Source organism: Streptomyces sp. NPDC046985 (assembly GCF_040644415.1).
GTDB lineage: Bacteria > Actinomycetota > Actinomycetes > Streptomycetales > Streptomycetaceae > Streptomyces.
Genome location: NZ_JBEYWK010000007.1, coordinates 300,463 through 321,426 on the forward strand (window position 1 = coordinate 300,463; position 20,964 = coordinate 321,426).

The 20,964-nt window shown below is 73.3% G+C and carries 14 protein-coding genes and 2 pseudogenes; 8 read left to right on the top strand and 8 right to left on the bottom strand.

All coding sequences use genetic code 11. From position 1 onward, the window contains the following. Nucleotides 1-25 precede the first annotated feature (25 nt). Together ABZ861_RS12120 and ABZ861_RS12125 are read right to left on the bottom strand one after the other, a co-directional pair. Complete coding sequence (locus tag ABZ861_RS12120; RefSeq protein WP_361627819.1) at nt 26-3,331, bottom strand: amino acid adenylation domain-containing protein; 3,306 nt, start codon at nt 3,329-3,331, stop codon at nt 26-28. A 14-nt stretch (nt 3,332-3,345) separates the two neighbouring features. Then, on the bottom strand, nt 3,346-5,880 hold the full coding sequence (locus ABZ861_RS12125) for a Pls/PosA family non-ribosomal peptide synthetase (protein ID WP_361627822.1): 2,535 nt from the start codon (nt 5,878-5,880) through the stop codon (nt 3,346-3,348). 461 nt (nt 5,881-6,341) lie between these two features. On the opposite strand from ABZ861_RS12125, the gene ABZ861_RS12130 reads away from it, so the two are divergent. Continuing rightward, complete coding sequence (locus ABZ861_RS12130; RefSeq protein WP_361627825.1) at nt 6,342-7,289, top strand: MIP family channel protein; 948 nt, start codon at nt 6,342-6,344, stop codon at nt 7,287-7,289. 124 nt (nt 7,290-7,413) lie between these two features. Here ABZ861_RS12130 and ABZ861_RS12135 read toward each other — a convergent pair whose 3' ends face one another. Beyond that, nucleotides 7,414-8,838 (bottom strand): M1 family metallopeptidase, encoded by a 1,425-nt coding sequence (locus tag ABZ861_RS12135; RefSeq protein ID WP_361627828.1) that lies wholly within the window; start codon nt 8,836-8,838, stop codon nt 7,414-7,416. A 565-nt stretch (nt 8,839-9,403) separates the two neighbouring features. Next, nucleotides 9,404-10,429: an alcohol dehydrogenase gene (locus ABZ861_RS12140; RefSeq protein ID WP_361627831.1), complete on the bottom strand. Its 1,026-nt coding sequence runs from the start codon at nt 10,427-10,429 to the stop codon at nt 9,404-9,406. A 277-nt stretch (nt 10,430-10,706) separates the two neighbouring features. Between ABZ861_RS12140 and ABZ861_RS12145 the strand changes: the two genes are divergently transcribed. Both ABZ861_RS12145 and ABZ861_RS12150 read left to right on the top strand, forming a co-directional pair. After that, complete coding sequence (locus tag ABZ861_RS12145; protein ID WP_361627834.1) at nt 10,707-11,753, top strand: permease; 1,047 nt, start codon at nt 10,707-10,709, stop codon at nt 11,751-11,753. After that, complete coding sequence (locus tag ABZ861_RS12150; RefSeq protein WP_361627837.1) at nt 11,750-12,643, top strand: TIGR03943 family protein; 894 nt, start codon at nt 11,750-11,752, stop codon at nt 12,641-12,643. Before ABZ861_RS12145 ends, ABZ861_RS12150 begins: the two co-directional genes overlap by 4 nt. A 114-nt stretch (nt 12,644-12,757) precedes the next feature. On the opposite strand, the gene ABZ861_RS12155 is transcribed toward ABZ861_RS12150, so the two are convergent. Continuing rightward, complete coding sequence (locus tag ABZ861_RS12155) at nt 12,758-13,912, bottom strand: Gfo/Idh/MocA family oxidoreductase (RefSeq protein ID WP_361627840.1); 1,155 nt, start codon at nt 13,910-13,912, stop codon at nt 12,758-12,760. 384 nt (nt 13,913-14,296) lie between these two features. Then, on the bottom strand, nt 14,297-14,722 hold the full coding sequence (locus ABZ861_RS12160) for an ATP-binding protein (RefSeq protein ID WP_361627843.1): 426 nt from the start codon (nt 14,720-14,722) through the stop codon (nt 14,297-14,299). Nucleotides 14,723-14,884: 162 nt separating this feature from the next. Between ABZ861_RS12160 and ABZ861_RS12165 the strand changes: the two genes are divergently transcribed. The 4 genes from ABZ861_RS12165 to ABZ861_RS12180 all read left to right on the top strand — a co-directional run bounded on the left by ABZ861_RS12165 (nt 14,885) and on the right by ABZ861_RS12180 (nt 19,056). After that, nucleotides 14,885-15,652 carry an IclR family transcriptional regulator gene (locus tag ABZ861_RS12165; RefSeq protein ID WP_361627846.1) on the top strand — a complete coding sequence of 256 codons (768 nt, stop codon included), beginning with the start codon at nt 14,885-14,887 and terminating at the stop codon, nt 15,650-15,652. 66 nt (nt 15,653-15,718) lie between these two features. After that, entirely contained in the window at nt 15,719-17,236 is a 1,518-nt protein-coding gene (gene glpK / locus ABZ861_RS12170; protein ID WP_361627849.1) for a glycerol kinase GlpK, read from the top strand. A 177-nt stretch (nt 17,237-17,413) separates the two neighbouring features. Beyond that, complete coding sequence (locus ABZ861_RS12175; RefSeq protein ID WP_361627852.1) at nt 17,414-18,514, top strand: PP2C family protein-serine/threonine phosphatase; 1,101 nt, start codon at nt 17,414-17,416, stop codon at nt 18,512-18,514. A gap of 134 nt (nt 18,515-18,648) precedes the next feature. Further along, the gene (locus ABZ861_RS12180; RefSeq protein ID WP_361627855.1) at nt 18,649-19,056 is read left to right on the top strand and encodes an SseB family protein; all 408 of its coding nucleotides are present in this window, start codon (nt 18,649-18,651) and stop codon (nt 19,054-19,056) included. Between the two features lie 43 nt (nt 19,057-19,099). Here the strand turns inward: ABZ861_RS12180 and ABZ861_RS12185 are convergent. Further along, a pseudogene (locus tag ABZ861_RS12185) lies at nt 19,100-19,354 on the bottom strand (MarR family transcriptional regulator); the annotation flags it as partial. 219 nt (nt 19,355-19,573) lie between these two features. Then, a pseudogene (locus ABZ861_RS12190) lies at nt 19,574-19,726 on the bottom strand (MarR family transcriptional regulator); the annotation flags it as partial. Nucleotides 19,727-20,001: 275 nt separating this feature from the next. Between ABZ861_RS12190 and ABZ861_RS12195 the strand changes: the two are divergent. Then, the gene (locus ABZ861_RS12195) at nt 20,002-20,838 is read left to right on the top strand and encodes an undecaprenyl-diphosphate phosphatase (protein ID WP_361627858.1); all 837 of its coding nucleotides are present in this window, start codon (nt 20,002-20,004) and stop codon (nt 20,836-20,838) included. Nucleotides 20,839-20,964: the final 126 nt, after the last annotated feature.

The following is a 20,964-nucleotide window of genomic DNA, read 5'->3' on the forward strand; positions in this document are numbered from 1 at the left end:
TCCTTTCGTTCGGCGGAAGTGGCCTTCAGGAGGAGGCCAGCAACTCGTCGGCGCCCAGCACGGCCTGTGCCGCCTCGGACGGCCGGGTGCGGGGGAAGTAGTGGCCGCCGTCGGGGAGTTCGCACAGGTCCACGTGGTCGGTCAGGAACCGCCACGCGAGATGGCGTTCCCGGCCGCCCGCGGTGTGCGGATCGTCGGCGGCCAGGACCACGGTGACCGGCGCGGTCAGCCGACGCGCGTCCGGCGCCTGGAGCGCGTCGGCGAAGTAGCGGTGCGCCGCGACGCAGTCGTGCCGGTAGGCGGCGCCGATGTGCTCGGCGTGCTGCGCGTTCAGCTCGCCCAGCTCGCTGTAGCCGCTGTCCGCGGCCAGCGCGGCGGCGATCTCCGCGTCGCCGCGCCGCGCCAGCTCGTCGGCGGCGCGGCGGCGTTCGGCGGCGGCGCCGGGCAACTGCGCGCCCACGAAGACCCGCACCGCCTCGATCCCGGCCGCCGGCAGCCTGCGCGCCGTCTCCACGGCGAGCGCGGCGCCGGAGGAGTGCCCCCACAGCATGACCCGGCCGATCCCGCGCCCGGCGATCTCGGCGACCACCCGCTCCACCACCCGCTCCAGCGGCGCGAACGCCTCCTCGGCCGCGGCCAGGTCGTGACCGGGCAGGTCGACGGCGTACACCGCCAGGGAGCTGCCCGCCAGGGCGCTCGCCAGCGGCTGGAAGTTCACCGCGTTGCCGCCCGCGTACGGGAAGCACACCAGGGCGCAGTCGGCCGCGCCCGCGGGCGCCGAGAGCGGCTGAAGCAGCTCCTGGCGCTGCCTGGCCGAGCCGTCGAGGAGCGCGGCGAGGTCGGAGAGGACCGGGTGACGGGTGATGTCCTTCAGGGACACCGCCCGGTTGAGGGCGATGGTGAGCTTCACCGCCGACAGCGAGGTGCCTCCGGAGTCGAAGAAGTGGGAGCCGCGGCCGATCCGCTCGCGGGGGAGTCCCAGCAGCTCGGACCAGGCGTCCGCCAGCCGCGTCTCGGCCGCCGTGCCGGGCGCGTCGCCCTGCTCCCGGCCGGCGCCGTCCGCGTCCGCGCCCTCCCGCAGCGACCGCTCGGCCAGCGCCGTCAGCGCCTTGCGGTCGATCTTGCCGTTGCCGGTCAGCGGCAGCGACTCCTGCCAGTGGAAGGCGGAGGGCACCATGTAGGCGGGCAGCGCCGCCGCCAGCGCCCGGCGCAGCTCCTGCGGCGCCAGCCGCCGCCCGCTGTGGAAGGCGACCAGGTGCGCACCGCCCGCGGCCTGCTCGGCGACGACCACCGCGCCGTCCCGCACGCCCGGCGCCTTCAGCAGCGTGTTCTCGATCTCGCCGATCTCGATGCGGAACCCGCGGATCTTGACCTGGCTGTCCCGGCGGCCCAGGAACTCCAGCTTGCCGTCGGGGTGCCAGCGCCCCCAGTCGCCGCCCAGGTACAGCCGCTCTCCCGGACGGTACGGATCGCGCCGGTACGCCTCGCGGGTGCGCTCGGGGTCGTTGACGTAGCCGCGCCCCACGCACACCCCGGCGAACGCGATCAGGCCGGGCGCGCCCATCGGCACCGGCGACAGCTCCTCGTCGACGACCATCACCCGGACGTTGCCGACCGGGCGGCCCAGCAGCACCCGGTCCGGCGCCTCCTCCATGACCTCGTGGTTGGTGTCGTCCGACGTCTCGGTCAGCCCGTAGGCGTTGACCAGCCGGACGCCCGGCTGGACGGCGAACCAGCGCTGCACCAGCTCCCGCTTCAACGCCTCCCCGGTCACCGACACACCGGTCAGACCGGGCAGTTCCCGCGGATGCCGCTCCAGGTAGGACACCACCACCTCCAGGTAGGAGGGCACCACCTGCACCACCTGAACCCGCTCCCGGACGAGGGTGTCCACGAACCGCTCCACGTCCACGATCGCGTCCTGCTCCACGATCAGCGTCCGCCCGCCGGCCAGCAGCGCCGCCAGCAACTGCCACAGCGAGATGTCGAAGCACTGCGGGGCCGTCTGCGCCACCACCCCGCCGGGGCCGACGCCCAGGTCGTCGATCTTGGCGTACAGGTGGTTGAGCATGCCCGCGTGCTCGCACATCGCGCCCTTGGGCTCGCCCGTCGAACCGGAGGTGAAGTAGATGTACGCCAAGTCGCCGGGCGCCACCTCCACGCCCAGGTCGTCCTCGGCGTGCTCCTCGCCGTAGGCGGTCCCCACCAGCAGCTTCTCGACGTTCGGGGCGAGCGTGGCCAGCGCCTGGTCCAGGGCGCCGGTGCTGCCCGGCTCGGTGAGGACCAGGCGGCATCCCGAGCGGGACAGGGCCGCGGCGATCCGGCCGGCGGGGAAGTGCGGCTCCACGGGCAGGTAGGCGCCGCCGGCCTTGAACACCGCCAGCACCGCGGCCAGCCAGTCGAGGTTGCGCTCGGTGACGACCGCCACCACGTCCTCCCGGCCCAGACCGCGCGTCAGCAGCGCTCGGGCCAGCCGGTTCGCGCGGGCGTTGAGCTGCGCGTAGGTCCAGGAGCGGTCGCCGTGCACCGCGGCCACGGCGTCCGGGTGCTCGCGCACCCGCCGTTCGAACAGCTCGTGCGCCCGCGCCCGGGGCAGTTCGCGGGACGGCCCGGCGAAGTCCTCCAGTTGGGCGCGGACCTCCTTCTCGGCCAGCAGGCTCCGCCGGGCGTGCTCGGCGTCCGCGTCGGCCGTCATCAGCCGCAGCGCGGCCAGGTGGTAGCCGCCGATCCGGCTCGCCGCCCCGGCGTCCAGCACGTCCGTGCGGTAGCGCAGCCGCAGCACGGTGCGCCCGTTCTCGCAGCTCCAGGCCACGCCCAGCACCGCGTCCCCGGGCAGCGCGCCGCCGTCGCCCCCCAGGTCCCCGGCGCCGCCGGTGTCGGGGGACGGGGGAGCGAAGACCACCTCGAACGACGGCTGCTCCAGGCCCAGTTCCCGGCGCAGTCCCTCGACGGGGAAATGGCGGTGACCGAGCAGGTCCGCCTCCACGCGGCGGGCGGCGCGCACCAGACCGCGCCAGGTCGTCGGCGCGGCCGTCAGCCGGCAGGGCAGCGGGCCGCCCTCGGCGCCCGTCGCGTAGCCCGTCACTACGTCCTGCTCGCCGCAGAGCGCGGCCAGCACCTTGGCGTGCGCGGCCAGCAGCACCGCTCCGGACGGCACTCCCAGCTCCGCCGCCAGGTCGCGCACCGCCGTCATCACACCGTCCGGCACCGGCTCCTCGTGCCCGGCCACGCCCGGCACGGGGCGGCGCGTCCACCGGGGGACCGGGGTGAATCCACCGGCGGTCAGCACCTCGGCCCAGAAGTCCCTGTCCGCTGCCACGTGCGCTCCCATCGAATGACCCTTTCTCAGTTCGCCGTCGGGGCGGCGGGGTTTCCTCCCCATTCCGCGTTCGCGGGGACTTCCTCGCCCTTCATCAGGAAGGAGTCGGGCGCCAGCACCGCGCGGTCGCCGATCGTCACGCCGTAGTGGACGTGCGAGCCGACTCCGAGCGTGACGTCGGCGCCCAGCGTGGTGCGGTCGGACTTGAAGGTGCCGTCCTCCTGCGAGTGGCACTGGATCTTGCTGGCCGCGTTCAGCGTGCAGTCGTCGCCGATCTCGGTGAGCGTCCGCTCGGAGATGTAGCAGCCGTCGTCGAAGACCCTGCGGCCGATGCGCACCCCCAGCAGCCGCCAGATCAGGCTCTTGTACGGGGTCCCGTTGAAGACCTCCAGGTACCGGTCCGGCACCTTCCACAGCCGCTCGTGCCACCAGAAGTACGGGTCGTAGATCGAGCACAGCCGGGGGCTCAGCCGCCGGAAGGACCCGAGGGCCCGCTCCACCAGCACGAAGAACAGCGCGTTGAGGGCCAGGGTGAGCGCCAGGTAGCCGGCGATCACCACGTGGCCCAGCGTGCCGTACAGCGCCACCGAGGCCAGGCCGACGGCGGTGAGCAGCAGCGAGTTCATCCAGCGCAGCCCCACGTGCAGCGCGATCGTGCGCAGGTTGCTGCGGTTCTTCGCGGCGAGGTTGCGGCGCAGTTCCTCGCCGGTGCGCATGTGGTCGAAGCTGGTGTCGCGCTCCACCGAACGGGGGATCTCGAAGCAGGGCGAACCCAGCAGTCCGACGCCCTGGCGGATCTCGCCGTCGAGGGGGACCATCACCTTCGTCGCCAGCAGGCAGTCGTCGCCGGTCCTGGCGCCCACCGGGTAGGCGATGTTGTTGCCTATGAAGTTCCCGGCCCCGATCGACGCCCGGGAGGTGCGGAAGGACGTGCTGGAGAACTCCGCGTTCAGGACGGACAGTCCGTCGGCCACCATCGTGCCGGTGCCGACGGTCACCAGGAACGGGTTCTCGTGGTGCACCTCGGTGCCGAAGTTCGAGCCGGTCTGCTCCACCTCCGACAGGTCGTAGCCGATGGCGCGCAGATACGGGACGATGTAGGAGCTGTCGCCGAAGAGCCAGGTGAAGAAGACCGAGTTGGTCAGGGCGGCCGTCATCCGGTGCGCGGCGTAGTGGAGGCCGTAGAGGGGGTAGACCCGGTCCGGCTTCAGCAGCGGACGCAGCAGGCGCGGCACGACGCAGACGGTGAAGAGGCCGAGCATGAGGGAGGCGGCGAACAGCACCGTGCCCAGGAGCAGTGTGTCGCCGACGAAGTCCACGGCGGTCCCGGTCCTCGCCCGCGGGTCCAGCCGGCCGCTGAGCGCGGGGACCTCGGCGAACACCAGGTACGTCCCGCCCACCGCGAGCGGCGCGTAGACGAAGAAGAGCTGGAGCAGGCTGCTCAGCGCGAAGCAGGCCCGGCGCAGCGTGCCGCACCGGGCGGCCGGGACCCGTGCGTAGTCGACCTCGGTGGGCTGCGCGGGGGAGCCGTGGCGCCGCTCGCCGGCCGGGATCCGCTGGCCCCGGTACAGGGCGGAGGAGTGGCCGAGCTGGGAGTCGTCGCCCATCGCGGTGTCGATGTCGAGCACCGTCTTCTCACCGATGAACACGTCCCGGCCGAGGGTGATCCGGCCGGTCTGGATCCGGCCGGCGTGGGCCCGGTAGCCGAGGAAGAAGGAGTCCTTGCGGATCACCGTGCCCGAGCCGATGGTGAGCAGGTCGGTGCAGACCGGCACGGACTTCGAGAGGATCGTGACGTCTTTTCCGATGCGCGCGCCGAGCGCCCGCAGGTACATCACGTACAGCGGATTCCCGACGAAGAGCACCATGGGATTCGCGTGCAACAGTGACTTGACGAACCAGAGGCGCAGATACGAAAGACCCCAGACCGGGAATTCCTGGGCCTTCCAGCGCCCGACGAGAATCCACTTGGCCGCTACGGGGACGAGGCACAGCGCGATGAATGCGGCGCCGCCGCACACGAACGACCGCGCGTAGACGCCGAAGAAGCCCGATCCGGTGGATATCCATTCGTAGGCGCGGGCGGCCGCCATTCCCATGAGGAACGAATAGCCCAGGAAGATCAGCGACTGGAGGGCGCCGCAGAGGAAGTAGGGGGCCGTGCGGGGCGGGGCGGCGGGGACCGCCGGGGCCGTCGGCGCCGCGGGTCCCGACGCGGCCGGCGCCGCGGCGTCCGGGGAGGTCCCGGCGGGCGCGGCGACCACGAGCGCCGCCGCCAGGTCGCGGATCGTGGGGTGCCGGTAGATGTCCTTCATCGACACGGACGGCAGATCGGGCCTCTTCCGCACCCGGGCGCAGAACTGGGCCATGACCAGTGAGTTGGCGCCCAGATCCATGAAGAAATGGCTGCCGCTCGGCACGTTCTCGGCCTTGACGACCTGTGCCAGAATCACGGCGAGTTCTCGTTCGGCGTCCATTGCCGCCGGGTTGGACTCTTCGCGCGGGACGCCGGCCGTCTCGTCCGGGCCAGGCATGAGTATGTCGGCAGACTTCTCCACCATGTGAGCTCCCTGAGGAAAGGTCGAAAACCGTCGGCCAGCGGTGGCCGGTCCCCGAGACCGTGCGTTTTCGCCTGATCACGAAACCATGGCTCAGTCTTGTTCGGCCGCAGGCGGGTTGCCACTCGTGCCTCCCCCGGACGGAGGGGCGCCGGAAAGCACGGAACGCCAGGTGCGGGGCCGTTTTGGCCGGTTTCCGACGCGCCCGGAGCGGGCGAAGGGATCACCCGTATGGAGTTCTCACCGGCGCGCCGCCCGCCTCGCCCTCCGGCGACGGGCGGCGCCCGGAGCGCGCGGCCTGGGCGGCGCGCGTCCCGGGGGGCCCGCCCGGCCGAGTAGCCGCTGCCCGTGCGGACGCGCAGACTGAGCAGTGAGGCGCGGCCCCCGGCCGCACGGCGCCGCGGACCCGCCGGGATCAGGACTGTGCCGGCCGTGCGGCCGGATCGTTCGGTGAGGGGGCCTGTATGGCCGTAGAAATCCCGCCCCTGATCACACCCTCCCGCCTCAGACGTCGGGGAGGGCTGTGGGGCGAATGCCTGGCCGAGTTCCTCGGCACCCTCGTGCTCATCTCGTTCGGATGCGGCGCGGTCGCCATGGCGGTCTCGGCGCTGCCCGGCTCGGGCCGCACGGCGGGGCCCACCACCTTCTTCCTGGGCGCGGGCGACTGGCTGCTGGTCACCTGGGGCTGGGCGATGGCGGTCGCCTTCGGCGTGTACGTGGCCGGCGGCGTCAGCGGCGCGCACCTCAACCCGGCGGTGACCCTCGCGTTCGCCGCGCGCCGCCGGTTCCCCTGGCGGAAGGTCGTGCCCTACTGGATCTCCCAGGTGGTGGGCGCGTTCGCCGGCGCGGCCCTGGTGTACGCGGTGTACCACGACGCGATCAACACCTTCGACCAGGCCATGAAGGGTCCGAAGACGAACGGGCACACGGTGGCCTCGTTCTCCATTTTCGCGACCTTCCCGGCGCCCTACTTCCACGGCGGCGTCTGGGGCCCTCTGGTGGACCAGATCGTCGGCACCGCGTTCCTGCTGATGCTGATCGCCGCGGTCCTGGACATGCGCAACACCGCGGTGAAGGCCAACCTCGGGCCGCTGGTGGTCGGCTTCGTCGTCGCCGCCGTCGGCATGTCCTACGGCGCGAACGCCGGATACGCCGTCAACCCCGCCCGTGACTTCGGCCCGCGGCTGTTCACCTTCGCCGAAGGATGGGGCGATCTGGCGCTGCCGGGCACACTGGCCGGGTCGTTCAGCCACTACTGGTGGATCCCGATCGTCGGGCCCCTCGTCGGCGGCCTGGTCGGGGTCCTGGTCTACGACCTGTTCGTCGGCGACGTGCTGCACATCCGCGCCCAGCAGGCGGGACCGGCCCCGATCGGACGCGCCAAGCCGATCCGGACCGACGACGAGGAGTAGCGTCCGGTCCGTCTGGTCCACCCACGCGGCTCAGCGGTCGCGCCCCGCCCGACGCGCGCCGGGACCCGCGGCGTCCGGGACCCGGCGCGCGGGGGTCCCGGACGCCGGAACGCGCCGGGGCCGGTCAGGCCTTCTTCGGCTTGCCTGCCGCGTACAGCCAGACGTGGAACAAGGACTTGAGGTTCTTGCCGGACAGCCGCTCGCTCAGGTCGATGAACTGCGCCGTGGCGCCATGCCCTTGGCGGTGCTGGGCGGTCCAGGTGCGCAGGATGCGGAAGAAGACGGCGTCGCCGACGGCCTTGCGCAGCTCGTGCAGGGTCATCGCGCCCCGGTCGTAGACGGGGTCGTCGAACAGGCTCTCGCCGTCGGTGGGGTCACCGGGCGGGAAGTCCCAGACGTCGTCGTCCTTCGGGCTCTTGTACAGCGCGTCGAAGGTGGCTTGCGCGCTCTTGCCGCCGTGCTGCTCGTCGTACAGCCATTCGGCGTAGGTCGCGAAGCCCTCGTTGAGCCAGATGTCCTTCCAGGTGGTGAGGGCGACCGAGTCGCCGAACCACTGGTGGGCGCTCTCGTGCACCAGGGTGCTCAGGTCCGGCGCGGAGTCGTAGACCGGCCGGGTCTGGGTCTCCAGCGCGTAGTCGACCTTGGGCGCGCGGTCCACGATGGACCCGGCGGCGCGGAACGGGTAGGGGCCGAAGACCTTGCTCTCCCAGGCCAGCACCGACGGCAGCTTGTTCAGGACGGGCGCCGCGGCCTTCGCCTCGCGGGGGTCGACGGCGTCGTAGACCCACAGGCCGTCGGCGGTCGTGTACCGCCGCACCTGGAACTTGCCGATGCTCGCGGTCGCCAGGTAGGAGGCCATCGGCTCGGACTGCCGCCAGCGGAACGTCGTCCTGCCCCCGGAGGTGCGCTGGTCGCGCAGCACGCCGTTGGCGACGGCGGTGAGCCCCTTGGGGACGGTGACGGTGAAATCGTACGACGCCTTGTCCAGGGGGTGGTTGTCGCAGGGGAACCACGTCATGGAGCCCTGCGGCTGGCCCGCCACGAACGCGCCGTCGTCCGTGGGGACCCAGCCGTCGGGGGAGCCGTCCGAGTCGACGATGGGCGCCGGCGTGCCGGAGTAGGCGACGCGCACGCTGAACGCCTGGCCCTTGGCGAGCGCGCGGCGCGGGGTGACGATCAGTTCCTGGCCCTGGCGGCGGAAGGCGGCCTTGGCGCGGTCGACGGCGACGCCGGTGACCTTCAGCCCCCGCAGGTCGAGGTCGAAGCGGGTCAGGCGCTGGGTGGCGCGCGCGGTGACGACGGTCGTCCCGTCGAGGTGGCGGGTGCGCGGGTCGTAGCCGATCGTCAGGTCGTAGTGCCGCGTGGCGTAGCCGCCGTTGCCCGCGAGCGGGAAGTAGGGGTCCCCGAGGCCGGAGGCGCCGATCGGTCCCGCGGTCGCCGGTCCGGCCGTGGCGAGCAGCGAGGCGAGAGCGACGGGAAGCGCCGCGCCGACGGCCTCCCGGCGAAGGACGGTGGTGCGTCTTGCGGCCTGCGGCAGGCGTGGCCTCACGGGTGCTCCTCCGAGTCGACGGTGATCGTCGACGCACATCCTAGGGTGACTTGTACGCATTCCAGTGATTTGTGAGTATTTGAACTGTTCTTCGCCGGGTGACGGGCAGGGTGACGGGCCGGGCGGCCTGGACCCGGAGCGGCGGCAGGGCGCGCGAACTGCGGGAGGAGGCGGGGCAGCCGCGGCGAGCGATCCGTGGGGCGGCCGGTCCTCAGCCGACGGCTGTCTCGGCGGCGTCCTCGCCTGGTACTCCACGCACCCCACGCCGCCGTCCGAACTGCCCGCCGTCTTCGCGGAGTTCCATCGGACCCTCGCCCCGGCGGGGGCCTGTTGTGGGGTTGCCACGTCGGCGGCGCACATCTGCGGCCCGCCCAGGCGTACGGCCGCTCTGTGTCCTGCGAGTGGCGCCTGCTGCCCGCGGAACGGATCGCCGCGCTGCTGGAAAGAGCCGGACCGCCGGTCACGGCACGCGTCGTGCAGGGACCCGAGGGGCGGTTGACCCCGGCGGCGCGCCTGCCTGCCGGCCCGCAAGCGTCGCTGAGCCCGCCCGGCCGCCCGCGCCGCTTCAACCGGTGGTGAGCACCATCCGGAAGCGCGCCTGGCCCGACAGCATCCGCTGGTACGCCTCTTCGGCCTCCGCCAGCGGCGCCGTCTCCGTCATCGGGCGGATCCCGTGCAGGGCGCTGAACGCCAGGGTGTCCTGCACGTCCTGCGCGGTGCCGGAGGGATGGCCGCGCACGACCTTGCCGCCCGTGATCAACTGCATCGGGCTGATGCCCAGCGGCTCGGCCGCGACGCCGATGACGACCAGTTCCCCACGGTGCGTCAGGCCGTCCACGGTTCCCGCGATGGCGTCGGAGCTTCCGGCGGTCGCCAGCACGGCTTTGGCGCCGCCCAGCGCCTGCAACGCCTCCGCGACGGGGGTGTCCGCCGTGCTGTTCACGTAGTGGTGCGCGCCGAGCCGCCGGGCGAAGTCGGCCTTCTCAGGCCCCCGGGCGATGGCCGCCGTCTCGAAGCCCATGGCCACGGCGTACTGCACCCCCAGATGCCCCAGGCCGCCGATGCCGAGCACGGCGACCAGGTCGCCCGGCCGGGCGGAGCTGCGCCGCAGTCCGTTGAACACGGTCACGCCCGCGCACGCCATCGGACCGGCCTCGTTCGCGGCCAGGTCGTCGGGGATGCGGGCCAGCGCGTCGACCGGCGCGATCATCCGCTCGGCGAACCCGCCGTCGTAGGTCCAGCCGGGGACCTTCAGGTTCTCGCACACCACGAAGTCGCCCTGCCGGCAGGCCGTGCAGTGACCGCAGCTCCCGCCGAACCAGCCCACCGCCACCCGGTCGCCCACCTGCCACGGCCAGTCGTCGAGCCCCTCGCCGATCGCATCGATCCGCCCGGCGACCTCGTGCCCGGGAACGTCCGGGAACCGGGCGCCGGGCAGGGCGCCGTCCACGAAAAAGGAGTCGCTGTGGCAGATCCCACAGGCTTCCACCGCGATGCGCACATGGCACGGACCCGGCTCGCGGACCTCGCGCTCGGCCAGCTCCAACGGCCCGCCGCGGGTGTTCGCCTGCGCGACTGTGTACGTACTCATCTGGCCCTCCCGGCACGGACGGGTGCGACGGCCCCCGCCTTCCAGCACACCAGTTCCGGGCCCATGGCGCGCGCTGAGCCGCGGCCGGGCGGCCGGGCAGCGCGCAGGACGCGGAGGGGGCGGCCCGCGGCGCCGCGCGTGTCAAACGGTCGCGGGCATCCGGGTGGTCCGGCCCCGCCCGGCCGCCCGCACGGCGGCGTGACGGCGCGTCCCGGGCGCGGGGGCGGGACAGGCGCCCGCTATGTTCTGTGCGAGGAACGCGACGTTCGGAGCCGGCATGCAGCAGACAGACGTACGGTCCGAGGAGGCGGCGGCGCCTCCGGCGAGCCCAGGGACGGCGACGGCGGCTCCCGGCGCCGCGGCGCGCGGCTGGCCCAGACGCTGGCCGCTGCTGCTGCTCGGCGCGGCCGTCGTGCCCGGGACGCTCGTCTTCGTCGTCGGCAGATGGGGCGACGCGCCGGCCCTCCAGGCGTGGCGCACCGTCTGTCTCGCCGTCACCGTGCAGGCGCTGCCGTTCCTGTTGCTCGGCACGGCCCTGTCCGGCGCCATCAACGCCTTCGTGCCCGAGCGGGTGTTCAGCCGCGCACTGCCCAAGAACCCCGTCCTCGCCGTCCCGGTCGCCGGAGTCGCCGGCGTCGTCCTGCCCGGCTGCGAGTGCGCCTCGGTGCCGGTGGCGAACAGCCTGATCAACCGGGGAGTGGCCCCGGCCGCAGCGTTCGCCTTCCTGCTCTCGGCGCCCGCCGTGAACCCGGTCGTGCTGACCGCCACCGCCATCGCCTTCCCCGCCAGCCCCGGCATGGTGCTGGCCCGGCTGCTCGCCTCACTGGCCACCGCCGCCGTCATGGGCTGGCTCTGGCTCCTGTTCGGCCGCGAGGAGTGGCTGCGACCGGCCGTGCGGCACACCGGCCACCAGCCCGGACACAGCCGCTGGACCGAGTTCCGGCAGGGTTTCCAGCACGACTTCCTGCACGCGGGCGGTTTCCTGGTCCTCGGGGCGATGGCCGCCGCCACCTTCAACGTGGCGGTCCCGCGCACCCTCCTCGACGCCTTCACGGGCTCGACCTGGCTCGCGGTGCCGTTCCTGGCCGGGCTGGCCGTCCTGCTCGCGGTGTGCTCGGAGGCCGACGCGTTCGTCGCGGCCTCGCTCGCCGGATTCCCGCCGCTGGCCCGGCTGACGTTCATGGTGGTCGGCCCCATGGTCGACCTGAAGCTGATCGCCCTTCAGGCGGGCACCTTCGGGCGGGCGTTCGCGGCCCGCTTCTCCACCGCGACCGCGGTCGTCGCCGTCCTGTGCAGCGTGCTCGTCGGAGGATTCCTGCTGTGAGACGTCCCCTCCAGGTGACCCTGCTCGTGCTCAGCGGCCTCGGCCTGCTGCACGCCTCGCTCTTCACCGACCTCTTCCTGCGCTACGTCAAGGAGGGGATGCGCCCGCTGCTGATCGCCTCCGGCGCGGTGCTGCTCCTGCTCGGCGTCGCGGAGGCGTGGTCGGCCGCCGGCCGCCGGGACGCGGACGGCCACCGGGAAGGGAACGGCCACGGGGGCGGCCACCGGCACGGGGACGGCCACGGGAAGGCAAACGGTCACGTCCACCCGCAGGGCCACGGCCACGACCACGCCGAGGCCCATGTGCCCGCACCCGGCCACGACCGCCTCGCCAAGCCCGCGCCCGGCGACGACGGCGGCCACGGCCACGATCACTCCGCCGTGCCCCGCGTCGCCTGGCTGCTGTTCTTGCCCGCGCTGAGCCTGCTCCTCTACGCCCCGCCCGCCCTCGGCGCCTACACCGCCTCCCGCGAGGCGCCCAAGGCCGTCGCCCGGCAGAGCGCCTTCGACCCGCTGCCCGCGACCTCGCCGCTCCCGCTGACCCTCTCCGACTTCACCCGCCGGGTGCAGCAGGACCGCCGACGCGCCGTCCAGGGCCGCACCGTCGAGCTGACCGGCTTCGTCACCCCCGAGAAGGGGCGCGGCACCTGGTACCTCACCCGGATCATCCTCTCCTGCTGCGCCGCGGACGCCCAGTCCGTGAAGGTACGGATCTACGGGACCGCGGCCCTGCCCGCCGACACCTGGGTCGCCGTCACGGGGGCCTGGCATCCCGGCGGCGCTCTGGGCACCGCCTCCGCGCAAGCCGCGCTGGACGCCCGTACCGTCAAGCCGATCGCGAAGCCGATCAACGCCTACACGGACGACCTCCCGCTCGTCCCGTCCGGCTGACGGGTCGCCTTCCGGGGAGCGCTCGGGCCGGGGCCCGGGGAACGCTCGGGCCAGAGCCTGGGGGACGCTCAGGCCAGGGTCCGGGAGACAGTCAGGGCAGAGCCCGGGGAACGCTCAGGCCAGGCTCACCCACGCGCGCTCCCGCGCGGAGCGCGCCATGGCGTCCAGGGCGGTGGCGGCGGCGACCGCGTCGGCGAGGGTCGCGCCGCGGTCGGCGCCCTCGGCGACGGAGCGCAGGAACTCGTGCGCCTCGACGACCTTCAGGTCGTCGTAGCCCATCGCGTGGGCCGCCCCGGGCTGGAACGCCGCGTAGTCGCCGTGCCCCGGGCCGACGTAGAGGGTGCTGACCGGCTGGTCCTGGTACGCGGCGCCCCGGCTGACCCCCAGCTCGCCCATCCGGCGGAAGTCCCAGAAGAGCGCGCCCGTGGCGCCGTGGATCTCGAAGCCGTAGGCGTTCTGCTCGCCGACCGAGACGCGGCACGCCTCCAGCACGCCGCGGGCGCCGGAGGCGAAGCGCAGCAGGCAGCTCACGTAGTCGTCGTTCTCGACGGCTCCGAGCGCGCCGCCCGCCGCGTGCACGTGGCCGGTCACGGCCTCCGAGGGGCGGGCCCGGTGCGGCACGAACACCGCGGTGTCGGCGCACAGCGAGTCGATCTCGCCGAGCAGGTGGCGGGCCAGGTCGACGCCGTGCGAGGCCAGGTCGCCGAGGACGCCGCTGCCGCCGCGGTCGCGCTCGTACCGCCAGGTCAGCGCGGTCTCGGGGTGGGCGGCGTAGTCGCTGAACAGCCGGATGCGGACATGGGTGACCGCGCCGATCCCGCCGGCGGCGACCAGCTCGCGGGCGGCGGCCACAGCGGGAGCGTTCCGGTAGTTGAAGCCGACGGCGCCTCGCACTCCGGCCCTCGCGGCGGCGCCGGCGACCGCGCGGGCGTCGTCGGCGGTGAGGCCGACCGGTTTCTCGATCCAGAGGTGCTTGCCGGCCTCGGCCATGGCGACGCCGATCTCGCGGTGCAGGAAGTTCGGTGCGGTGACGCTGACCGCGTCCACCCTCGGATCGGCGGCGATCTCCCGCCAGTCCACGGTCGCGGAGTCGAAGCCGTACTGTTCGGCGGCGCGGGCCGCCCGGCCGGGCGCGTCGTCGGCCACCGCGATCAGGCGCGGGCGCGACCGCAGGCCGGGGAAGTGGTGGTGCACGCGGGCGTAGGCCCGGGTGTGCACCTGTCCCATCCAGCCGAACCCCACGACGGCGACCCCGAGCGTCCCGACCATGACAGCCCTCCCTCACCGGGCCTCGCGGCCGTCCTGCGCGCCTCCGAAGACCTGACCGGACCGATCACCGGATCCGACCGACCGATCCATCGGACCCGACCGGACCGAGCCATTGGATCCGACCGGACCGATCCACCGGGCTCGACCGGACCGAGCCACCGGGCCCGGCTGGTTGACCGTCGACCGGACACGCGGCCCTGTCGGTCTGTGACCAACGTCACCGTTGAATCTGTGACCGTCGTCACCTGTTGGCCCGTGACCCCCGTCACACGTCGCCGCTGCCACCGTCACCCTCCGTGCGCCGCCGGTCAAGTCCGCGCTGAGGCGTCGCCGCCCGCCGCCGGTCACGTCCGGGGCGCTGGGGCGACGCCGGGCCGGCAGCGCTCAGCTCGCGACCACCTCGGCCCAGCGGCTGGCCCCGCCGGCGTCCGCGCGCACCCCGCACCGGGCCGACAGCGCGGTGACGATGCCCAGGCCGCGGCCGTGCTCGTCCGGGTCGGGCGCCGTCGCCGGACCGGGCGGCGCGGCCGCTCCCAGGTCGGTCACCTCGACGTGCACGGCCTGACGGCCGTCCAGCGGGAGGCGCCACAGCCGCAGCGTGGCGGGCGGCCGGGCGTGCACGAGCGCGTTGGTGACCAGTTCCGAGACCACCAGCAGCACGTCGTCGACGGCGTCGGGCGGCAGGTTCCAGGCGTCGAGGAGCCCGCAGACGCGGTGGCGCACGGCCGAGACGGCCCCTGGCGTGTGCGACAGCGGAAAGGCGTGGTTCTCCTCCCGCCCAGACGCGGCGCCGAGCTGCGCGACGGACATGATGTCCCCACTTTCTCCGGTCTCTTTCCGGTCGACGCTGCCGACCGGAAAGCCGGGCGCGACAAAGCACGGTAAAGAACGGCAACCCGGACAGTCAACGTGCACCGGTCGACATAGTCGAACGACAGTCCCAACCGGGGCGAAGCGGGCTAATATCGGCCCATGGCCGGAGTCGTCCAGTCGATCGAACGAGCGGCCGCGATCCTGCGCCTGCTGGCCGGAGGTCCTCGCAGGCTGGGGCTCGGCGAGGTGGCCTCCTCCCTCGGTCTGGCCAAGGGGACCGCCCATGGCATCCTGCGCACCCTCCAGCACGTGGACTTCGTCGAGCAGGACGAGGCCACCGGCAAGTACCAGCTCGGGGCGGCCCTGCTCCACCTGGGCACCAGCTACCTGGACGTCAACGAGCTGCGCTCCCGCTCGATCAACTGGGCCGACGCGCTGGCCGCCCGCAGCGGGGAGGCCGTCCGCCTGGGCACGTCCCTGGAGGGCAGAGTCCTCATCGTCCACCACGTCTTCCGGCCCGACGACACCCTCCAGACCCTCGACGTGGGCGCGCTGCTGCCGCTGCACGCCTCGTCGCTGGGCAAGGTCCTGCTCGCCTTCGGCGCCGCCGTCTCCGACCCGCCGGGCGTGGACTGGCCGGACGCGTACACCCGCCACACCCTGGTCTCCCGGGCTGAGCTGGACCGGGCGCTCGCGGAGATCCGCGACCAGGGCTGGGGCGCGGAGGTGCAGGAGATGAGCATGGGGGAGGCGGGGATCGCCGCCCCGATCCGCGCGCAGGGCGGCCTGGTGGTGGGCGCCATCGGCCTGTCCGGCGCCGCCGAGCGGATCTGCGACCCCCGGGGCCGCCCGCTGCCCACGCTGGTCGCACTGCTCCGGGAGGCCGCCCGTGCGATCTCCCGGGACCTGGGAGCGGGCCGCTGGTAGATCCCCGCTCCCTCCGCCCGGACAGGCGCCGGAGCCCGCGCGACGCGTCGGAAGGCAGGTCCGATCATGGTTGACCGGTATGTGATGTCCATCGACCAGGGCACCACGTCCACCCGGTGCATGCTGTTCGACCAGCGCGGACGGCTGGTGTCCGTCTCCCAGCGGGAGCACCGGCAGTACTTCCCCCAGCCCGGCTGGGTCGAGCACGACGCCCTGGAGATCTGGCGCAACGTGCAGCGCATCGTGCACGAGGCGCTGGAGTCCGCCGGGCTCGACTCCGGGAGCGTCGCCGCCATCGGCATCGCCAACCAGCGGGAGACGACGGTGCTGTGGGACCGGCGCACGGGGGCGCCCGTCGGCCGCGCCGTCGTCTGGCAGGACACCCGGACCGCGGCGCTCGTCGCCGCGCTCCGCGACCGCCCCGGCGACGAGTACTTCCTCGACCGCTGCGGGCTGCCCCCCTCCACCTACTTCTCCGCCCCCCGGATCCGCTGGCTCTTCGACCACGTGGAGGGCCTGGAACAGCGCGCCGAGGACGGCGAGGTGCTCTTCGGCACCATGGAGAGCTGGCTGATCTGGAACCTCACCGGCGGCGCGGACGGCGGCCTGCACATCACCGACCCGACGAACGCCGGCCGCACCATGCTCCTCAACGTCCGGACCCTCACCTGGGACGCGGAGCTGCTGGACTTCTTCGGCGTGCCGCGCGCCATGCTGCCGGAGATCCGCTCCTCCGCCGAGAGCTACGGCGAGGCCTGCGCGCTGCTCCCGGGCGTCCGCATCACCGCCGCCCTCGGCGACCAGCAGGCGGCCCTGTTCGGCCAGACCTGCTTCTCGCCCGGCGAGGCCAAGTGCACCTACGGCACCGGCAGCTTCCTGCTCATCAACACCGGCGGCGACCTGGTGCGCTCCCGGCACGGACTGCTCACCACGGTCGCCTACGAGATCGCGGGCCAGCCCACCGTCTACGCGCTCGAAGGCCCGATGGCGGTCACCGGCTCGCTGGTGCAGTGGTTCCGCGACCGGCTGGGCCTGATCAGCACCGCCCCCGAGATCGAGACCCTGGCCCGCACGGTGGACGACAACGGCGGCTGCTACATCGTCCCCGCCTTCTCCGGCCTGTTCGCGCCGCACTGGCGCAGCGACGCCCGCGGCGTCGTCGTCGGCCTCACCTCCTACATCACCAGCGGCCACCTGGCCCGCGCCGTCCTGGAGGCCACCGCCTGGCAGACGCGGGAGGTCGTGGACGCCGTCAACGCCGACTCCGGGCTCGCCCTGCGGCAGCTCAAAGTGGACGGCGGCATGACCTCCGACAACCTGCTCATGCAGATGCTGGCCGACGTGCTCGACGTGCCGGTGGTCCGCCCCCTGGTCGCGGAGACGGTCTCGCTCGGCGCCGCCTACGCCGCCGGACTCGCCGCCGGGTACTGGGCGGACCTGGAGGTGCTGCGCCGCAACTGGCACCGGGCGGCCCAGTGGCTGCCCGCCATGGACCCCGGACGCCGCGCACGCGAGTACGCGCGATGGCAGCGCGCCGTCGAGCGCTCCCTGGGCTGGGAGGCGCCGCCGGGACGGCCGGACTGAGACCTCCGCACGGAGGGGGCATCGGCCCGCACGCGGTGGTTACCCGTATCACGCGGGTTCGGAAGTGAGCCCCGGGGCTCTCCGCAGTCACGTCGCGCGGAGGGCCCACTTCCGTTCTCCCGGCCCGGCGGCGCCGGTGGTGGCGCCGGGCCGGGGGTGAGATCATGACGTGTGCCGATGCGGGTCTCGACGCGTGCTCGGTCCGGGCGGTCGCTGGTGCTCCTCCCGCTGGGACTGATCATCGTGGTGTGCGTGGTGGACGTCCTGGCGCCGCCGGACGTCCATCTCGGACCCCTGCTGGTCGCGGCCCCCGCCCTCACCGCGGCGTTCGCCGGGCCTCGCCTCACCGGCCTGATCGGCGGACTCGCCGTCGCCGCCCAGGTGTTCATCGGCATCGCCCGGGGGGTACTGCTCACGGCCAACCTGGAAGCCCAGATCGCGTCGCTGATCGTCGTCTCCGCGCTCATCGCCGCGTTCTGCCTGGTCCGGGACCGACGCGAGCACCAGCTCAGCCAGAGCCGGGCCGTCGCCCAGTCGGTGCAGGACGTGCTCTTCCCCCCGCTGCCCCGGCGCAGCGGCCCCCTGTGCATGGCCAGCCTCTACGTCGCCGCCCAGGACGAGGCCACCGTGGGCGGCGACCTCTACGCCGCCGCCCGCACCGGGCACAGCACCCGGCTGCTCATCGCGGACGTCCGGGGCAAGGGGCTGCCGGCGATCAGTCACGCGGCGCTGCTGCTCGGCGCGTTCCGCGCCGCCTCGCACCGCAGGCCCACGCTGCCCCGCTTGGCCGCCCACCTCGACGGCGCCCTGCGATGGGACTCGCTCCAGTGGGACGCCAAGGACACGCTCGACATCCAGGAGGCCTTCGCCACCGCGCTCATCCTGGACATCCCCGACGACGAACCCGTCCTCCGCCTCGTCACCTGCGGCCATCCGCCCCCGGTGCTCCTCGGCGGCGGCAGCGCCCGCCTGCTGGCCTGCGAGCCGGTCGCGCCTCCGCTGGGACTGGGCGTCCTGCCGGGAACCGCGGACCTCGCCGCCTACCACGTCGCCTCGTTCCCCTTCGCGCACGGCGACGCGCTGCTGCTCTACACCGACGGCGTGATGGAGGCGCGCGACCAGGACGGCGCCTTCTTCCCGCTCCTCGCCCGTGCCGCCGCCTGGCCCAGCGTGTCGCCCGAGCACCTGCTGCGGCGGCTGCGCGGCGACCTGATCGCCCACACCGGGGGCGGGCTCGCCGACGACGCCGCGGCCGTCGCCGTCACCCGAGCCCCGTGATCGCCACCGGGCGGGCCACCGCTGATTCGCCCCGGTCGGGACGGTTGCGCCGCGTGTGGTCGGGTACGCGAGCAGGACTGTGCCGGGGGAGTCCCCGGACGGACCGCACGACCGCCGCGACCAGGGAATCTGCCATGGACACACCCGCGAACGACAACACCGCCACGCCGGCCCAGCGGGCGCTCGACGTGCTTGCCGACAACGCTGAGGACACGGCGGCACTGGACACGCTCGCCGGCAGCGACGTGCTGATCCCCGTACCCGACGACGTGAGCGAGGAGGACGCCACCAACCCGGCGGCTGTCGCGCTGCCGGTCCTGGAGCAACCGGGCGGAGTGCCGGTGGTGCCCGTCTTCACCTCCGAGGGGGAGATGTCGGAGCTGCTGCCCTACGTCTCCCGCTACCGGCTGGTGCCCCTCGGCGCCCTGGCCTCCCAATGGCCCGCCGAGGACCTGTCGCTCACCATAGACGCCAGCTCGCCGCACGGCCTGACCCTCACCTCGGAGGGCGTGCGCACGCTGCTGGCCCGCCCCCAGGGCTGACCCGATCCGCTGGCCCGTCCCCAGAGCTGACCCGATCCGCGGGTCACGCCTCCGTGACCCGCCCCGGCGGCCCGCACGGCGCGAGCCGACCGTCGAGCGTCCGCGCCAGCACGGCGCGTTGCAGCGGGAGCACGCGCGCGTGCAGGTCGCGGCCCTTCGGGGTCAACGCGACCTGCACTCCGCGCCGGTCCTCGGCGCACACCGACCGCCGGACCAGCCCCTCCCTCTCCAGCCGGCCGATGAGGCGCGACAACGCGCTCTGACTCAAGTGCAGCCGGCCGACGAGGCTCTGCACCCGGCGCGGATCACACTCCCCGGCTGATTCCGGCGACCCGGCAGACGGGGCCGGATGCGGCGTCTCGGGCGCCTGCGCCTGCGCCGACACATCCGGGCTCACACCCTCTGACGTCTGCGCGTACTCGGCCGAGCTCGCCGACTTCCGCGCCCCGAAGAACTCCGGCGCTCCCGCCGCCCCAGGCGTCTCGCACACGTCCACCGCCCCCGCGGCCCCGTACGCCCCGCTCGCCAGGACGTCGAGCACCTCGAAGTCGCTCGCGCCCAGACCGTAGGGGTGGAGCGCGCGGTCGATCGCCCACATCGTCTGCGCGTGCACTCGCAGAATGGCCCGCCACCGCTCCTCGAGCGGGGCGCCGGTCGCGTTCTCCTCCATAGCGCGCATGCTAGTGCCGCGGCGGGAGACGTTCGCCCGCCGGAGAGCGGCGTCCGGCGCCGGGTGCGGCACTGGTGACCGCGCCAGACCGAACGGCCGGTAACGGCCTGCGCGGTAAGAGTACGTTGTGGAATCGTCGCGAGTCGGCCGCCCGCTCCGCGGGGGGTGCCCCGACGACGCCCCGGCGTAGTAAGTAGTGTCCGCAAGGAAAACCGTCGACTGTCCTGTCGACCCTCGTCGAGCCCAGCCCCGAATCCCTCCCAGAACTGGATCCCATGAGCGCCATCTCCGTCGGTCAGGCCGTCGTCCTCGGAGTCGTCGAGGGGGTGACCGAATTCCTCCCCGTCTCCTCCACCGGCCATCTCAAGATCGCTGAGGGGCTCATGGACATCCCCGTCAACGACAACAGCGTCGTCGGCTTCTCCGCGGTCATCCAGGTCGGGGCCATCGCGGCCGTCTTCGTGTACTTCTTCAAGGACATCGTGCGGATCGTGTCCGCCTGGTTCCGCGGTCTGACCCACCGCGAGGAGCGCTACCACCACGACTACAAGTTCGCGTGGTGGGTGATCTACGCGACGATCCCGATCGTCGTGGTGGGCCTGGCCGCCAAGCGCCTGATCGACGGGCCGCTCGGCTCGCTGTGGGTGGTGGCGGGCTCGCTGATCGCCGGCAGTGTCGTGATGTGGTGCGCGGACCAGATGGGCCGGCACAAGCGCGGAGAGGACGACACGTCCTTCAAGGACGCGATGCTGGTCGGCAGCTCGCAGATCCTCGCCCTGCTCTTCCCCGGCTTCTCCCGCTCCGGGGCCACCATGTCCACCGCCCTCATCCTGGACCTGGACCGCGTCGCGGCCACCCGCCTGTCCTTCTTCCTCGGCATCCCGGCCCTGACCGGCGCCGGCCTGTACGAGCTGAAGGACGCCCTCGGCGCGGGCGTGGGCGCCGCCCCGCTCGCCGTCGGCACGCTCGTCTCCTTCATCGTCGCCTACGCCTCCATCGCGTGGCTGCTGAAGTTCGTCGCCAAGCACTCCTTCAACGCCTTCGTGCTCTACCGCATCGTCATCGGCGTGCTGCTGTTCGGCCTGCTCGGCACGGGCGTGCTCCAGGCCTGAGAGCCGCCGCACGGGGATCGGACCCGAGCACGGGGCGCGCGGCCGGACCTCCGGCCAACTGAGGACAAGCCCTCGGCCTATTAGTACCGGTCACCTCCACACCTCACGGTGCTTCCAGATCCGGCC

What these genes read in the sequence shown, in the direction of transcription:
- ABZ861_RS12120 (WP_361627819.1), bottom strand. Translation starts at nt 3,331, where the DNA reads ATGGGAGCGCACGTGGCAGCGGACAGGGACTTCTGGGCCGAGGTGCTG.
- ABZ861_RS12125 (WP_361627822.1), bottom strand. Translation starts at nt 5,880, where the DNA reads ATGGTGGAGAAGTCTGCCGACATACTCATGCCTGGCCCGGACGAGACG.
- ABZ861_RS12130 (WP_361627825.1), top strand. Translation starts at nt 6,342, where the DNA reads ATGGCCGTAGAAATCCCGCCCCTGATCACACCCTCCCGCCTCAGACGT.
- ABZ861_RS12140 (WP_361627831.1), bottom strand. Translation starts at nt 10,429, where the DNA reads ATGAGTACGTACACAGTCGCGCAGGCGAACACCCGCGGCGGGCCGTTG.
- ABZ861_RS12145 (WP_361627834.1), top strand. Translation starts at nt 10,707, where the DNA reads ATGCAGCAGACAGACGTACGGTCCGAGGAGGCGGCGGCGCCTCCGGCG.
- ABZ861_RS12155 (WP_361627840.1), bottom strand. Translation starts at nt 13,912, where the DNA reads ATGGTCGGGACGCTCGGGGTCGCCGTCGTGGGGTTCGGCTGGATGGGA.
- ABZ861_RS12160 (WP_361627843.1), bottom strand. Translation starts at nt 14,722, where the DNA reads ATGTCCGTCGCGCAGCTCGGCGCCGCGTCTGGGCGGGAGGAGAACCAC.
- ABZ861_RS12165 (WP_361627846.1), top strand. Translation starts at nt 14,885, where the DNA reads ATGGCCGGAGTCGTCCAGTCGATCGAACGAGCGGCCGCGATCCTGCGC.
- glpK (WP_361627849.1), top strand. Translation starts at nt 15,719, where the DNA reads ATGGTTGACCGGTATGTGATGTCCATCGACCAGGGCACCACGTCCACC.
- ABZ861_RS12175 (WP_361627852.1), top strand. Translation starts at nt 17,414, where the DNA reads ATGCGGGTCTCGACGCGTGCTCGGTCCGGGCGGTCGCTGGTGCTCCTC.
- ABZ861_RS12180 (WP_361627855.1), top strand. Translation starts at nt 18,649, where the DNA reads ATGGACACACCCGCGAACGACAACACCGCCACGCCGGCCCAGCGGGCG.
- ABZ861_RS12195 (WP_361627858.1), top strand. Translation starts at nt 20,002, where the DNA reads ATGAGCGCCATCTCCGTCGGTCAGGCCGTCGTCCTCGGAGTCGTCGAG.